Source organism: Kitasatospora aureofaciens (assembly GCF_019192735.1).
Lineage (GTDB): Bacteria > Actinomycetota > Actinomycetes > Streptomycetales > Streptomycetaceae > Kitasatospora > Kitasatospora aureofaciens_A.
The window spans coordinates 13,630-28,442 of sequence record NZ_JAHTKP010000039.1 but is presented as its reverse complement, the minus strand read 5'-3'; the positions used below and the strand labels follow the sequence as shown (position 1 = coordinate 28,442).

The following is a 14,813-nucleotide window of genomic DNA, read 5'->3' as shown; positions in this document are numbered from 1 at the left end:
GGCGTAGGTCCGGGCGACTGGACGCGACGGCGGGGCCCGGCCATGTCCGCCGGACCCCGCCGCCTCCCGTGCGGTGACGCCCTACCCTCGGCGGGCGCCCGCCCTCCGCCGCAGGACCGCGCCCGCGCCGACCAGCGCGGTGGCACCCAGGGCCGCGCCGGCCGTCACGGCGGGCAGGACCGAGCCCCCGCCGCCGAGCGCCGGTTCGGGAGCGGCGACATTCGCGGCGACATTCGCGGCCGCGTCCACCTGGTAGCCGCCGCCCTTGCCCGCCCGGTCGTACGCCGAACCGGGCAGCTTGTCGCCGTACCGCTGGTGCACCAGCTTCTGGTACGCGGCCAGCGACACCCCGTCCGCGCCCACCGAGCGCCGCGCCTCGTCGTCCAGCGGCAGCACCCGGCCGTCGCGCAGCACGTACCAGGCGTTCACCTGCGGCTCGTGGAACGCGGTACCGCCGCCGGAGGTCGCCGCCTTGGCCGCGTAGTCGCTCTCGTCGCCGCCCGAGGCGATGTTGACGACCCGCCAGGCGTCACCCTGGCGGACCGTCCACACCGAGGCGGCCTGCCCGTCCGCCGCGACCACCTTGCTCACGGTGAACTCCGCCTTCGCCACCGGCGCCTCCGGGGTGCCGGCCACGAAGCCCGCGTCCAGGGTGTACACCGGCACGGTGTCACCGGCCAGTTGGGGTGCGGCCGCGCTCGCCGCCTGCGCCTCCTCGGCCGCGCCGATGGTCAGCTGCTCGGTCGGCGGGACGCCCTTGCGGGCGAAGAAGTGGCCCACCTTGTCCAGGACCGCCGGGCTCTGCACCGCGTCCCGGGCCTGCGCCAGGTCGGCGGCCGGCACCGGCGCGGGCGCGCCGGCCGGTTCGTCCGCGTACGCGGCAGGGGCGAGGGCCAGGCCGAGACCGGCGGCGAGCAGTGCGGTGACGGCGGCCCGACGGGCCTTGCTCAGGTCAGTCATGGTCGCCCCTCACGCGCCGATCCGGTACAGGGAGTGGGTCCACGAGAACGTGTCGTTGTTCACGTAGTACCAGTAGTCCGCCCAGTTGTAGCGGTAGTTGGAGGGCCACGGGTCGCCCCAGTAGACCCAGTTGTTGCCGGTGTCGTAGCCGTACACCACGTGCATGTGGCCGCCGCCGGAGCTCCATTGGATCCGGGTCTCGACCGGCCGGTTGGCGTCCACCTCGGCCTGCACCGTGCTGTAGCGCAGGTAGCCGGTGACGTACGAACCCGGGGTGATGCCGATCCAGTCGAGCGCGTTCTGCACGTCGCCCAGCGTGGCCTGGCTGTTGGGGCAGCTGGAGTCGATGGAACGGCCGAAAGCGGCGTTGCAGAACTGGTTCTGGCTGTAGCTGTAGCCGAACCAGGTGGCGATGGTGTTCCCACTCGCCGCCCAGCACCAGTTGGTCTGCTGTTGCTGCTGCATGGTGATGTTGAGCTTCTTGTACGTGCCGGCCAGGTCGGCCGTGCTGCCGGGCGCGGCGGCCTGACGGACCTGGACGTGCGCCCGGGCCAGGGTGGGGGCCTGGTCCGGGCCGGGGGCGGCGGCCGCCGGGGTGGTCGCGGCCGCAGTGAGCGCCGGGCCGAGCACGCCGAGCGCGAGCACCGAGACCGCGCGGCGCAGCCGTATCCGTGGAACTGGCATGGGGGAATGCCTCCTTGCACGAGCAGAGGTTGTGCTGTGTGGGGGCGCGGTCCGGATCGCGCCATGAGCATCGCGCCGTTGACGAAGGCCGGTCAACGGTCTCCGCAGCCGTCCGACCCGGGTGTGAACGGCCGTCGGCCGGTGTGAACGCCACCCCGGAAACCCCCGTGTGACACGCGCGAACGGGTGACAAACCGCCGTCCGGATGTGAATATTCACGGTCAACCCGGGGCTGCCCGCACCCGTCCCCCAGGAGGCAGCATGCACCGCAGCGACCACGCCGACCTCGCCGCAGCCCTGCGCACCGGCCCGTTCCACCTTGCCCTGCGCACCGCCATCACCGCCCGCGGCCTCACCCTCCACCGCATCCGGCGCCACCTCGCGCTCCGCGGCGTCCACGTCGGCGTCACCAGCCTTAGTTACTGGCAGCAGGGCCGGCGCCGCCCCGAACGGCCCGAATCACTACGCGCCGTCGCCGCGTTGGAAGACGTCCTCGACCTCCCCGAACACTCCCTCACCCGCCTGCTCGGCCCCCGCCGCGCCGCCGACACCACCCCCGCCGGCCCACCCGTCCGCCCCTACCGCGACCTCATCACCCCGCCCACCGCCGTCGACGACCTCCTCGCCACCATCGCCGGCCCCCGCGACACCGGCCTGCACACCATCACCCACATCGAGCGCATCCGCATCGGCCCCGACCGCCAACTCGCCCGCCGAGACTCCCAACACGCCCTGCGCGCCCACCGCGACGGCATCGACCGCTACCTCGCCCTCTACCAGGGCGACCCCGGCTGCGACATCACCCGCGTCGGCGTCCGCGCCGAGGAGAACTGCCGCCCCGGCCGCATCCGCCGCGACCGGACCCACCACCTCCTCGTCGCCGAACTCCTCCTCGACCGCCGCCTGCGTGCCGGCGACACCCACCTCCTCGGCTACGGCTTCGACGACGCCCCCTCCCCCGCCCCCAGCTGCGAATACGTCCGCGGCTTCAACTCCGGCGCGGGCCAGTACGTCCTCCAGGTCACCTTCGACCCCACCGCCCTCCCCGTCCGCTGCCACCGCTTCGCGCTCCACTCACCGGGCGAAACACCTTACGAGACCGAGGAGTTGACCCTGGACGGCCACCACTGCGTCCACCTCGTGGCGACGGCGCTCAGACCGTGCCTGCTGGGGATCCGGTGGGACTGGGAGTGACGATGGATCAGTGGGACCAGTAGGGGTCGTCGAGATCCTGAGGCTGTCGGCTGCCCAGGCGCTTGCCGGTCGGGCCGGTGCCGTAGTCGTTCTCGGGCTGGTAGCGGACCGGTGAGGACACCTCTGCGCGCAGGTACACCTCGACGGACGGCTCGTTCTCGGAACTGACGACCGAGAGTGTGAAGGACGTTCCCTCGTGTCCTGGGCAGCTCAGGTCGGTGTAGTGCTTCGCCGAGTAGTCAAGGGTGTGGTCCTCTGGCCGACACCTCTCTCCCCAGAGCTGCTTCATCTGGTCCAGCAGCACCGGAATCCTCGCTGGGGCCACCTTGGTCCGAAGCGAGACCACCGCTCTGACGTCGGACAGCAGACTCGGCTCGCCGTCCGCGTGATCCCGTCTGCGATCCACCGCGTAGAAACCGCCGAAGTAGGCCACCGGCGGGGATATCGCGCCCATGGCCGTCCGCAGGGTGTCGTCGAGCTGCGCCTTCGCCTCACGCGCGCTCAGCTGCGGGGTGTCTCGATCCTTCAGAGCCATCGGCCCGTAGCCGTTGTAGAACAGCCCCACCCCTGCGGCCAGCACGGCCACCACCGCCACGGAACAACCCAGCGCTCTGCGCGGCCGATTCATCGCCTGCCCGCCAGTTTGACGTCCCCGCTGCCGGTGACAATGGCCGCGATGTTGTCCAGCGACGGCCCGCCGTGCGGGGACAGGTACTTGGTGTGCGCGTCGACGGGGTTGCCCTCGCTCCAGTTGTCGACGGTGAAGCGATGCGCGTCGAAGTGCTTACTGGCCGGGTCGCGCCCGTACCAGCGTTCGTCCGGGTCGATGCTGAACTTGGACGGAAGGCGCGTCACGAAGTCGTTGTCGGCCGCACCGACCCAGACCCGGCCGGGCGGCATCCTGAGATCGGACGCCTTGTCCACGCCGATGCCCGGGCTGCCGAGGAAGACCACGTCGTCCGGAGGCGCGTAGTGCGAACCCGGCTGGGTGGCGAGCTTGGTGGCCTGGCCGACCAGGAACGACCCGTAGCTGTGCCCGATCGAGGTGATGTGCGGCGGCCGGCCCTCATGGCCGGCCCGCACCCCGCTGAGGAAGTTCGCGTACGCCGGGGCACCGTCCTTGCCGGCCTTCGTCGACGCGGCCCCGAGGTCGATCCCCGGCGGGTCGTACCCGAGCCACACGATCGAGGCGACCGAATGACCGGACGGAGCCTTCTTGGCCGCGGTGCGGTAGAGGTTCAATGCGTTCTCGGCCTCGTTGGACCCGTCCTTGACGTTGTCCCCTTTCCCCAGGCTGGCGGTGTTGGTCGTGATCCCCGGGACGTAGGCGGAGATATCGGTGGCGGTGTCCGGGTTCCCGTACGAGAGGATTGCCCGGCCCTGGCCCTCGCTGCCGAGGCCGAGCAGAAAGACCTGTGGGCGCTTCGGGTCGTTTCCGTCCTCCGCGAGCCGGTCGGCGATGGGCCCGTAGAGGGCGAGGACGGCCTTCTCGTTGGAGTTGAGCTCCTTCGGGTTCTTGTTCCTGATGGGCTGCATGAGGTCCTCCAGGTGCGCGCGGTTCACCCGGTCCCGCACCTCCGCCGGAACGCCGTCCAGGTTGCCGATCGCCTCCGGGTGGTGGCCGAGGAACCACTGCTGTCCCTCCGGCCCGAGGCCCTTCCACCAGGCGTTGACCTCCGTCGGGTTGGCATCCTTGCCCGGCATGTTCAGCTGCCGGGCGGGGTTGCCCATCGCGGCGAAGTCCGAGAGGTACCCGTCCGCACTCGCCGTCTTGACGTCCAACCCGGACTTGTCGTTGGCGTGGCCGGTGTACCGCTTGAGCGACTCGGCCAGCCGCTCGTCGACCCGGGTGGCCTCCGCCAACGCCGCGTTGATCCGCTTGCCGATCTCCTCGGCCGCCGCCTTCTGCTTCGCCTCCCAGGCGGGGCTCTGGTAGGGGCTGCCCGCCGGGGGCCGGCTCACCGCGCCGCACTCGTTGACCGACATGCCCATGGCCTGGGCGTCGGTGAGCGCCTGGCGGAGCTTGCTCTGGGCGAGCGTGAAGGAGTCGGCGCAGTCCCGCAAGTCCGTGCCGATGCAGCTGAGTTCGATCCTCGCCGCGTACAGCTTGTCGGTGATGCCGTCCAGCACGGGGATCGCGGCGGTGGCCGCCGGACCGGTCCACTCGGACCCGTGGACCCGGTCCGCGGTACCGCTCTTCCAGTCGGCGGTGTGCTGGGTGTAGGCCTTGCACAGCGCGTCGTACGCGTCCGCGAGTGTGTAGAGATCCGCCACATTGGCGTTCTTCAGGCTTGCGAGGTCCATTGCTCAGCCACCCCCGTGACCCACGAGTGATCTCCCGTGTACTCACGGCTACCATAGCGCTCGCGACCGACACGGCGATCCGGGGGACACGATGGCGGGCGAGACGGGATTCAAGGTCAAGCCGGGAGAGTTGACGGCTGCCGGGAACAATGCGCTGACGGTGGCCGGGAAGGTGCCGGACGAGACGGCGAAGCTCGCAACGCCCAGCACCAACGCGGCCTCCGGCCTGGCCGGTTGGCAGACCGGGGCGGCGCTTCAGGGGTGCGGCACCGCCTGGAAGACGCTGTTGGACGGCCTGGCCGGCGACATGAAGGACGCCGGCGGCAACCTCATCAGGTGCGCCACCACCTACGCGAACACCGACCACCTGCCGGCGCCCACGGCCACCTCGGCCGCCGACCCCTTCCACACGAGGATCGTCGGCGGCCACCGGATCGACTACGCGTAGACGGCTACGCCTCGAAGTCCACCGCCAGGCAGTCCTCCACCGGCCGGTACCCGATCTGCTGGTAGATCGAGTTGCTGGTCGGGTTGGCGAGGTCGGTGTACAGCAGCACCTCTGTCGCGCCCTGGGCGAGGGCGTGGGCCGTCGCGGCGGCGGTGACGGCGCTGGCGTAGCCGCGGCTGCGGCGGTCGGCAGGGGTGTAGACGGGGCCGATGCGGGACATGCCGGCGATCACCGGACTGTTGCCGGCCAACGCGACCGGGTGGCCGTCGTCCTCCCACAGGTGGAGGCCGCCGACGGCGATGCGGTCGTCAACGGCCTGAGAGAGGTTGGGCAGCATCACGCGGGCCTCGTCCCGGAACTCCTCGTACCAGCGGATCACCAGCTCGCGGTCGGCCGGTGCGGCGGGCCGGTGGCGGCCGGCCGGCGGGCGCGGCGGGTCGGTCAACTCGCCGAGCCGGTACAGCCGTTGCTCCTCCCGGACGGAGTAGCCGGTCCCGGTGGTGGAGGTCCACTCCGCCGCGAAGGACCGGACCGCGTCCGCACCTCCGCTGACGCAGTCGATCCCGCTGAACTCCGGCCCGGCGGCGGCCAGTTCGGTGGCGAGTTCGGCCGCCGCAGCCGTCGGCACGAGGCCCAGCCGGGGCTCGTACGGCGGCGTCCGCAGGAACGCGCCCTCGACCGGGCCGCCCTCCGACGCGCTCCACCACCCGAAGACCGGCGGGCGCTCCCCGAAGACGTGCAGCCCGCGCTCGGCGAGCCGGTGGACGACCGTGAGCAGGACGGTGTTCTCGGCCGGGTGCGCGGCGAGGAAGCCGCCCGCCCGGTCCCGGAAGTCGTCGAGGGAGGTGCTCAAGGTCCAGGTCATGGGCCATTCTCGCCCCGCCCCGACCCCGCCCTCCACCGATTTAACACCCCGCCGAATCAACGACCCCGATCCGCCGCAGCACCGGCCTACTCGACCACCACACCCAGCCGCTCCGCCAGCACCGCCGCATCCGTGGTCGGCGCGTCGCACGCGAAGTGCCGGCAGACGTACGCGGCGGGCGCCCCGCCCACCAGCGGCCGGTCGGCCAGCAACGGCACCTCCGCCTCGGCGGCCGCCGGCGCCCCCACCGCCACGACCGCCCCCGGCGCCGTGCCCAGCAGCGCCGCCCGCCGCAGCGCGGCCGTCGCCGGGTCGTCGGCCGGGCCGACGACGGCGACCTCGCGCGGCCCGTCGAGCAGCGCCTCCGCGACGGCGAGGCCCCACCCGATGAACCGGGGCGCCCGCGCCGCGAGCGCGCCGACGATGCCGAGCGCCCGCTCGGCGGCGGTGCGGTGGCGGGCGGAGCCGGTGTACGCGGCGTAGGTGAGCAGGGCGCCGGCGGCGGCGGTCCAGCCGGACGGGGTGGCGTTGTCGGTGGGGTCCTGCGGGCGCCGGATCAGTTCCTCGGCGTCGTCGGCGGTGTCGTACAGGGCGCCGGACACCTCGTCGGTGAAGTGCTTGAGCACGGTGTCGAGCAGTCCGCCGGCCAGCTCGAGCCATTCCGGCCCGCCGGTGACGGCGTACAGCGCGAGGAAGCCCTCGGCGGTGTCCGCGTAGTCCTCCAGGACGCCCGCGTTGGCGCCGGCGCGGCCATCGCGGGAGGTGCGCAGCAGCCGGCCGTCGGGGGTGAGGTGGACGGCGAGCAGGAGGTCGGCGGCACCCTCGGCGGCCTCGACCAGGTCGGGCCGGTCCAGCAGGGCGCCGGTCTCGGCCAGGGCCGCGACGGCGAGGCCGTTCCAGGCGGCGACGACCTTGTCGTCGCGGGCGGGCGCGGGCCGCTGGGACCGCGCCTCGAAGAGCCGCGCCCGGATGGCCTCGTACTCGTCGAAGTCCTCCGGGTCGGCGAGAAGCTGGAGGACGGAGGTGCCGTGCTCGAACGTCCCGTCCGCCGTCACGGAGAACAGCCGGGCAGCGGTGGCGGCGTCGGCGGGCCCGAGGAGGTCCACCAACTGCCCGGGCTCCCACACGTAGTACGCACCCTCGACGGAGGCGCCGGTCTCCTCGTCGAGGCTGTCGGCGTCCAGCGCGGAGGCGAACGCGCCTTCGGGCGTACGGAGTTCGCGCAGCAGGAAGTCCGCCGTGGAGAGCGCGACCCGGCGCGCCAGCGGGGACCCGGTGGCCCGCCACAGGTGCAGGTATGCGCGCAGCAGCAGCGCGTTGTCGTACAGCATCTTCTCGAAGTGCGGCACCACCCACGCGGCGTCCACCGAGTACCGGGCGAAGCCGCCGCCGAGCTGGTCGTGGAGACCGCCGCGGGCCATCGCCTCGCCGGTTCGGACGGCCATCTCCAGCGCCGCCTCCGAGCCGGTCCGGGCATGGTGGCGCAGCAGGTACTCGATCACCATGGCCGGCGGGAACTTGGGCGCGCCGCCGAAGCCGCCGCGGCGCTCGTCGAAGTCCCGGCTGAGGGTGACCAGCGCCTGGTGCAGGTCGGCCGCGGCGGGCGGGTGGTGGGCGCCGGCCGAGTACACCGAGGCCCGCTCGGCGAGGTCGGCCCTGATCCGGGCGGCCACCTCGCCGACCTCCTGCCGCCGGTCCCGCCAGGCCGCGTCGACGCCCTCCAGCACCTGCCGGAAGGACGGCATGCCGTGCCGGGGCTGCGGCGGGAAGTAGGTGCCGAAGTAGAACGGCTCCTTGTCCGGGGTGAGGAACACCGTCATCGGCCAGCCGCCCTGCCCGGTGGCGGCCTGGACGGCCTCCATGTAGACGGCGTCGACGTCCGGCCGTTCCTCCCGGTCGACCTTGACCGCGACGAAGCGATCGTTGAGGTACTCGGCGAGCCCGGCGTCCTCAAAGCTCTCGTGCGCCATCACGTGGCACCAGTGACAGGCCGCATACCCGACCGAGAGCAGCACGGGCACCCCGCGCCGCCGCGCCTCCTCGAACGCCTCCACCCCCCACGGCCACCAGTCGACCGGGTTCTCGGCGTGCTGAAGCAGGTAGGGCGAGGTCGCGTCCGCGAGACGGTTCGGCATGCCCCCATCCTCGCGCATCACCGCCCGGACGGGGGCCGGTGACTCACTCCTTCGGGGACTCCGGCTCCTCGGTGAAGTTGACGCGCTTGAACTGCCGGTTCATCGACTTGACCAGGAACCAGGTGGCCACGCCGAGGGCGGCGAACACGACGAAGCCGAGGAGACCGGGGGTGACCTTGGCGTCGTCGACGGCGAGGTCGGCGGCGAGGCGGACGAGGTTCACGGGGGCACTCATATCTCTATGGTGGCCCGGCTCACGGGGAGCCGGGCCATCGGGGGGTGGGTCAGTCGCGCGAGTCGGCGGCCTCGGCCGCCAGGGTGGGGGTGCGCAGGCCGGCGAACAGGTCGTCCTCCGGCAGGTCCACATCGGTCAGGGTACGGGCGAGCTCGTAGTCCTCGGTGGGCCAGACCTGGCGCTGGACCTCCAGCGGGACGCGGAACCACGGGCCGTCCGGGTCGATCTGGGTGGCGTGGGCGATCAGCGCGCGGTCGCGGGTCTCGAACCAGTCGTCGCAGCGCACCCGGGTGGTGATCTCGCGCTCCTTGCGGCCGCTCTTCTCCCAGCCCTCGATCCACTCGCCGTACGGCGAGTCGTGGCCGTGCTCGGTGAGGTACTGGTGCAGGGCGCGGATGCGGCCCATCGGGAAGCCGTGGTTGTAGTACAGCTTCAGCGGCTGCCAGGGCTCGCCGGCCTCCGGGTAGGCGTCCGGGTCGCCGGCGGCGTCGAAGGCCACCATGGTGATCTTGTGGGTCATGATGTGGTCGGGGTGCGGGTAGCCGCCGTTCTCGTCGTAGGTCGTGATGACCTGCGGCTTGAACTCGCGGATGAGCCGGACCAGCGGCTCGGCCGCCTCCTTCACGTCCTGGAGGGCGAAGCAGCCCTCCGGCAGCGGAGGCAGCGGGTCCCCCTCGGGGAGGCCGGAGTCGACGAAGCCCAGCCAGGCCTGCTTGATCCCGAGGATCGCCCGCGCCTCGTCCATCTCCTTGCGCCGGACCTCGTGGATGTTCTCCTCGATGTACGGGTCCCCCTGCAGCTTGGGGTTGAGGACCGACCCGCGCTCGCCCCCGGTGCAGGTGGCCACGAGTACGTCCACCCCCTGGTCGACGTACATGGCCATGGTGGCCGCACCCTTGCTGGACTCGTCGTCCGGGTGGGCGTGCACCGCCATCAGTCGCAACTGCTCAGTCAACGCCTTGCGTTCCTTCCAGATAGTCCGGGCGTCCCGCAAAGTCCGGTCTGCCCGCCGTCCGAGCCGCTCGTTTCGGGACCGCGTCGCCGCGGGACCGGCCGCCGGACACCCGCCGGCGCGACCGAGCCCTGCCCCCGCCGCATCGGCCGCGGGCGTGCCCCTCCTATAGTGACGGACTGGAGGAGCGCCGCATTCCCCCGCACCACCCGCGCGGCCCTTCCCCCGGAGAGGACTCGGCCCCATGACCGCAGACACCACCACCCCGCAGCTGCCCGAGGGGCGCTACGGCCGGCGCGGCGACCGCGAGTCGGACCGCCGCCTGAAGGTGGTCGGCGCGGTCTGCGGCGTCCTGGGTCTGGGCCTGATCGCCTGGCTGGGCGGCTCGTACCTGCTCCGGGAGACGAAGATCAACGGCTCGGTGCCGACCTTCCAGGCGGTCTCCGACGCCGAGGTGCAGTTGCACCTGGCGGTGAGCAAGAGCGACGGCACGGCCGGCAGCTGTACGGTCCGCTCGCAGGGCCAGGACGGCTCGGTGGTCGGGGTGGCCGACTTCCCGGTCCCGGCCGCGGGGTCCAGCTACGACGCGGTGGTCAGCCTGCGCACCACCGCCCGCGGCACCACCGCCGAGCTGCTGGGCTGCACGCCGGCCAAGTGACCCGCGAAACGCCGGCCGAATGACCCACGAACGCGCCGGGTATTCGGTGGCGCCCGGCCCGGCGGGCGGCGCATATTCGATCCCGTGAACGGGCATCCAGAGGAAGTCCCGTACTCCGCTGGTGTACACCTTGGCGCAACGCTGTCGTCAATGGCGCGCCAACGACCCTCCCGCTTGTCGGCAGGACTTGTTAGGCTCGTGGTTTCGCCCCTTCCGCACCGGATGGTACGGGAGCGGGCGTTGCTTTGTAGTTAAGACCGATATCACCACCAACCCTCCCTGCTGACGACTTACACCCTCAGCACAGCCCCAGCACCTACGAGGAGCACCCGTGACCCAGACCAGTGAGAACGTGACCTGGCTCACTCAGGCCGGCTACGACCAGCTCAAGGCCGAGCTGGATCACCTGACCGGGCCCTGGCGCATCGAGATCGCCCAGAAGATCGAGGCGGCGCGCGAGGAGGGCGACCTCAAGGAGAACGCCGGCTACCACGCCGCCAAGGAGGAGCAGGGCAAGTACGAGCTGCGCATCCGCCAGCTGACCCAGCTGCTGGAGCGCGCCAAGGTCGGCGAGGCCCCCGCGGACTCGGGCGTGGTGGCCCCGGGCATGGTCGTCGTGGTCGCCTTCGACGGCGACGAGGACGACACCATGGAGTTCCTGCTCGCCTCGCGCGAGGTGGCCGGCGCCGACGACCTGGACGTCTACTCCCCGCAGTCGCCGCTGGGCCGCGCGATCGACGCCAAGCAGATCGGCGACGAGGCCACCTACGAGCTGCCGAACGGCAAGCCGGCCATGGTGAAGATCCTCAAGGTCACGCCGTACGCCGGCTGATCCGGCCGCAGCGAGTCACGCCGTACGCCGGCTGAGGCAGCCGCAAGAGCCGTGAACCCGCCGAAGGGCGGCCGCAGAGTCCCTGCGGCCGCCCTTCGGCGCGTCCGGGCGCGGCTCAGCCCACGGCCGAGCGGTACTTGCGCACCGACAGCCAGGAGAACACCGCGGTGATCAGCACCGACCAGAGCATCGACACCAGCGCCGCGTGCTGCATCGGCCAGGCGCTGTCCACCGGCCCGACCTGGTTGCCGAACAGGTCGCGGCAGGCCTGCACGGTCGCGCTGAACGGGTTCCAGTACGCGATCCCCTGCAGCCAGCCCGGCATCGAACCGACCGGCACGAACGCGTTGGAGACGAAGGTCAGCGGGAACAGCCAGATCAGCCCGGCCGAGGTGGCCGCCTCGGGGCTGCGCACCGACAGGCCGATCAGTGCGCCGATCCAGGAGAAGGCGTAGCCGAGCAGGAGCAGCAGCACGAACGCGCCGAGCGCGCGGAGCACCCCGTCGTGGATCCGCCAGCCGACCGCCAGCGCGACCAGGGCCAGCACGATCACGGTGAACGCGGTCTGGCAGAGGTCGGCCAGGGTGCGGCCGACCAGCACCGCCGAGCGGGCCATCGGCAGCGAGCGGAACCGGTCCACCAGGCCCTTGGTCATGTCCTCCGCGATGCCCGCGGAGGCGCCGGCGGTGGCGAAGGTGACGGTCTGGGCGAAGATGCCGGCCATCAGGAACTGGATGTACGAGTTGGAGCTGGCGTGCGTCCCGGGGATCTGGATCGCCCCGCCCATGACGTAGGAGAACAGCAGCACGAACATGACCGGCTGCATGAGCCCGAAGACCACGATCTCGGGGATCCTGGACATCCGGCGCAGATTGCGCTTGGCGACCACCCAGGAGTCGTGCAGGGTGGCGGACAGCCCCCGGCGCTGCCGGGGTATCGCGGCGCCGATGGCGTGCTCGGTGGCGGTGCTCATCTCACAGCTCCGTTCCGGCCGCGACGGCCTGCTTGTCCTGGTCCGGGCCGCTCTCGTCGCCCGCCGTGCCGCCCGTGCCGCGCCCTCCCCGGCCGCGGCCCGTGGCGTCCGTGCCGTTCTCCTCGTCCGCCGCCTCCGCGACGTGCCCGGTGAGGGTGAGGAAGACGTCGTCCAGGGTCGGCCGGCGCAGGCCGATGTCGTCGATCTCGATCGAGCGGGCGTCCAGGTCGCGGATGACGTCCGCGAGCACCCGGGCGCCGCCGCTGACCGGAACAGTGATCCTGCGGGTGTTCCGCTCGACGGCCGGCTCGCCGAGCGCGTACCCGGACAGCGTCGCGACCGCGTCGGCGACCAGGTCGGCCCGGTGCACGACGACCTCGATCCGCTCGCCGCCGATCTGTGCCTTGAGCTGGTCGGCGGTGCCGCGGGCGATCACCCGGCCGTGGTCGACCACGGCGATGTCGTGGGCGAGCCGGTCGGCCTCCTCCAGGTACTGGGTGGTGAGCAGCAGCGTGGTGCCCTGCTCGACCAGGGTCTCGATGACCTCCCAGAGCGCGAGCCGATTGCGGGGGTCGAGGCCGGTGGTCGGCTCGTCGAGGAACATCACCGGCGGCCGGACGACCAGCGCGGCGGCGAGGTCCAGGCGGCGGCGCATGCCACCGGAGTAGGTCTTGGCGGTGCGGTCCTTGGCCTCGGTGAGGTTGAACCACTCCAGCAGCTCCAGCGCGCGGGCCTTCGCGGCGCGCGCGGTCATCTGGTAGAGCTCGCCGACCATCTGGAGGTTCTCGAAGCCGGTGAGGTACTCGTCGACCGCCGCGTACTGACCGGAGAGGCCTATCAGGCTGCGGACCTGGTTGGGGTGCTTGAGGACGTCGACCCCGGCGACCACCGCGCGGCCGGAGTCGGGGCGGAGCAGGGTGGTGAGGACCCGCACGGTGGTGGTCTTGCCGGCGCCGTTCGGGCCGAGCAGCCCGAGCACCGTGCCCTCGGGGACGTCCAGGCTGACGCCGTCCAGGGCTCGTACGTCGCCGAAGGTCTTCACCAGGTTCTCGGCTTGGATGGCTGGCGCCATGGCCTGCCTCATCTCCTCGGACGAAGGGGCGATCTGTCCCACTGTGACCCGTACAGGGGTACGCGGACGACTCGGTTTTCGCCCGAGGACAGAGAACGCGATGTATCGCGAGTGTGCCAGCTCGCGATATATCGCGTCAAGGGTCAAGGCTCCGCCATCATGACGGGCACCACTGACACTGAATGATCGGAACTGGGCCCGGGGCTCAGCTGGAGACGACGTACCCCGCGTCCCGGAGTTCGCCGACCACCGCCGCGCAGTGCTCCGGCCCCTTGGTCTCCAGGTGCAGGTCCACCTCGACCTCGGTCAGCCCCAGCCGCGGGTCGGTCCGCACGTGCGCGACGTCCAGCACGTTCGCGTCCACCCTGGTCAACACGCCGAGCAGATCGGCCAGCGAGCCCGGCTTGTCCGCCAGCCGCACCCGCAGCGACAGGTACCGCCCGGCCGCCGCCAGCCCGTGCCGCAACACCCGCTGCATCAGCTGCGGGTCGATGTTGCCGCCCGACAGGACGGCCACCACCGGGCCCTCGAAGGTCTCCGGCTGCTCCAGCAGTGCCGCGATCGGGGCCGCTCCGGCCGGCTCGACCACCAGCTTCAGCCGCTCCAGGCCGAGCAGCAGCGCCCGCGACAGCGCGTCCTCGGAGACCGTCCTGATGCCGTCCGCGAGCGTGTTGATCACCTCGAACGGGATGTCCCCGGGCCGGCCGACCATGATCCCGTCGGCCATGGTCGCGAAGTGCTCCAGCGACACCGGGCGCCCGGCCGCCAGCGAGGGCGGGTACGCGGCGGCGCCCGCCGCCTGCACCCCGATCACCCGCACGTCCGGCCGCACCGGCTTGACCGCCGCCGCGATCCCGGCCATCAGCCCGCCGCCGCCCACCCCGACCAGGATGGTCCGCACCTCCGGGCACTGCTCCAGGATCTCCAGCCCGACGGTGGCCTGGCCGGTGACCACGTCCCAATGGTCGAAGGGGTGGATGAACACCGCGCCGGTCGCCTCCGAGTACCGCTGCGCGGCCTGCAGCGCCTCGTCCACCGAGCTGCCGTGCAGCCGGACCTCGGCGCCGTACGCGCGGGTCGCCGCGACCTTGGGCAGCGGCGCGGCCACCGGCATGAAGACGGTCGAGCGGACGCCCAGCAGCGAGGCCGCCAGCGCCACCCCCTGGGCGTGGTTCCCGGCGCTCGCCGCGACCACTCCGCCGGCCCGCTGCACGGGCGTGAGTCCCGCGATCCGCACGTACGCCCCGCGCAGCTTGAACGAGCCGGTGCGCTGGAGGTTCTCGCACTTCAGGTGGACCGGCGCGCCGATCAGTTCGGACAGGTGCCGGCTGCCCTCCATCGGGGTCACCCGGGCGACCCCGGCGAGCATCTTCTGGGCGCCCCGGACGTCGTCGAGCGTGATCGGCCACGTGTGCATAACGCCAGCCTACGGCGGCGGGGGCGGGCAATCCGGGATGCCGGGACTGTTCCCGGGCCCGCCCGGCCCGCGTACGCTGCTGCT

Annotated in this window: 15 protein-coding genes; 4 read left to right on the top strand and 11 right to left on the bottom strand. The window is 72.1% G+C overall.

Translation table 11 applies throughout. The features are described from left to right. Nucleotides 1-81 precede the first annotated feature (81 nt). Both KV557_RS28980 and KV557_RS28975 read right to left on the bottom strand, forming a co-directional pair. Entirely contained in the window at nt 82-960 is an 879-nt protein-coding gene (locus KV557_RS28980) for a hypothetical protein (protein WP_218204487.1), read from the bottom strand. A 9-nt stretch (nt 961-969) separates the two neighbouring features. Further along, complete coding sequence (locus KV557_RS28975; RefSeq protein WP_218204486.1) at nt 970-1,644, bottom strand: papain-like cysteine protease family protein; 675 nt, start codon at nt 1,642-1,644, stop codon at nt 970-972. Between the two features lie 261 nt (nt 1,645-1,905). Between KV557_RS28975 and KV557_RS28970 the strand changes: the two genes are divergently transcribed. After that, nucleotides 1,906-2,838 carry a hypothetical protein gene (locus KV557_RS28970; RefSeq protein WP_218204485.1) on the top strand — a complete coding sequence of 311 codons (933 nt, stop codon included), beginning with the start codon at nt 1,906-1,908 and terminating at the stop codon, nt 2,836-2,838. Nucleotides 2,839-2,845: 7 nt separating this feature from the next. On the opposite strand, the gene KV557_RS28965 is transcribed toward KV557_RS28970, so the two are convergent. Beyond that, nucleotides 2,846-3,433: a hypothetical protein gene (locus tag KV557_RS28965; RefSeq protein ID WP_218204484.1), complete on the bottom strand. Its 588-nt coding sequence runs from the start codon at nt 3,431-3,433 to the stop codon at nt 2,846-2,848. A gap of 29 nt (nt 3,434-3,462) precedes the next feature. Continuing rightward, nucleotides 3,463-5,142, bottom strand: coding sequence for an alpha/beta hydrolase (locus tag KV557_RS28960; protein WP_218204483.1), 1,680 nt, complete (start codon nt 5,140-5,142; stop codon nt 3,463-3,465). 91 nt (nt 5,143-5,233) lie between these two features. Here KV557_RS28960 and KV557_RS28955 point away from each other — a divergent pair, with 91 nt between their 5' ends. Next, nucleotides 5,234-5,590: a hypothetical protein gene (locus KV557_RS28955; RefSeq protein WP_218204482.1), complete on the top strand. Its 357-nt coding sequence runs from the start codon at nt 5,234-5,236 to the stop codon at nt 5,588-5,590. A 4-nt stretch (nt 5,591-5,594) separates the two neighbouring features. Here the strand turns inward: KV557_RS28955 and KV557_RS28950 are convergent, their stop codons facing one another. The 4 genes from KV557_RS28950 to mca all read right to left on the bottom strand — a co-directional run bounded on the left by KV557_RS28950 (nt 5,595) and on the right by mca (nt 9,780). Further along, on the bottom strand, nt 5,595-6,455 hold the full coding sequence (locus KV557_RS28950) for a GNAT family N-acetyltransferase (protein ID WP_218204481.1): 861 nt from the start codon (nt 6,453-6,455) through the stop codon (nt 5,595-5,597). 86 nt (nt 6,456-6,541) lie between these two features. Then, nucleotides 6,542-8,590, bottom strand: a complete 2,049-nt coding sequence (locus KV557_RS28945; protein ID WP_218204480.1) for a thioredoxin domain-containing protein — start codon at nt 8,588-8,590, stop codon at nt 6,542-6,544. Nucleotides 8,591-8,633: 43 nt separating this feature from the next. Then, complete coding sequence (locus KV557_RS28940) at nt 8,634-8,825, bottom strand: hypothetical protein (protein WP_218204479.1); 192 nt, start codon at nt 8,823-8,825, stop codon at nt 8,634-8,636. Nucleotides 8,826-8,874: 49 nt separating this feature from the next. Further along, entirely contained in the window at nt 8,875-9,780 is a 906-nt protein-coding gene (gene mca, locus KV557_RS28935; protein ID WP_218204478.1) for a mycothiol conjugate amidase Mca, read from the bottom strand. Nucleotides 9,781-10,021: 241 nt separating this feature from the next. Here mca and KV557_RS28930 point away from each other — a divergent pair, with 241 nt between their 5' ends. Further along, a complete protein-coding gene (locus KV557_RS28930) occupies nt 10,022-10,435 on the top strand; it encodes a DUF4307 domain-containing protein (RefSeq protein WP_218204477.1) in 414 nt (137 codons plus the stop codon). A gap of 331 nt (nt 10,436-10,766) precedes the next feature. Next, nucleotides 10,767-11,267 carry a transcription elongation factor GreA gene (gene greA, locus KV557_RS28925; protein ID WP_218204476.1) on the top strand — a complete coding sequence of 167 codons (501 nt, stop codon included), beginning with the start codon at nt 10,767-10,769 and terminating at the stop codon, nt 11,265-11,267. 115 nt (nt 11,268-11,382) lie between these two features. On the opposite strand, the gene KV557_RS28920 is transcribed toward greA, so the two are convergent. From KV557_RS28920 to ilvA, 3 genes are all read right to left on the bottom strand, one after another. Beyond that, entirely contained in the window at nt 11,383-12,240 is an 858-nt protein-coding gene (locus KV557_RS28920) for an ABC transporter permease (protein ID WP_218204475.1), read from the bottom strand. A 1-nt stretch (nt 12,241) separates the two neighbouring features. Then, nucleotides 12,242-13,312 (bottom strand): ATP-binding cassette domain-containing protein, encoded by a 1,071-nt coding sequence (locus KV557_RS28915; RefSeq protein WP_218204474.1) that lies wholly within the window; start codon nt 13,310-13,312, stop codon nt 12,242-12,244. A gap of 205 nt (nt 13,313-13,517) precedes the next feature. Next, nucleotides 13,518-14,729, bottom strand: coding sequence for a threonine ammonia-lyase (gene ilvA, locus KV557_RS28910; protein ID WP_218204473.1), 1,212 nt, complete (start codon nt 14,727-14,729; stop codon nt 13,518-13,520). Nucleotides 14,730-14,813: the final 84 nt, after the last annotated feature.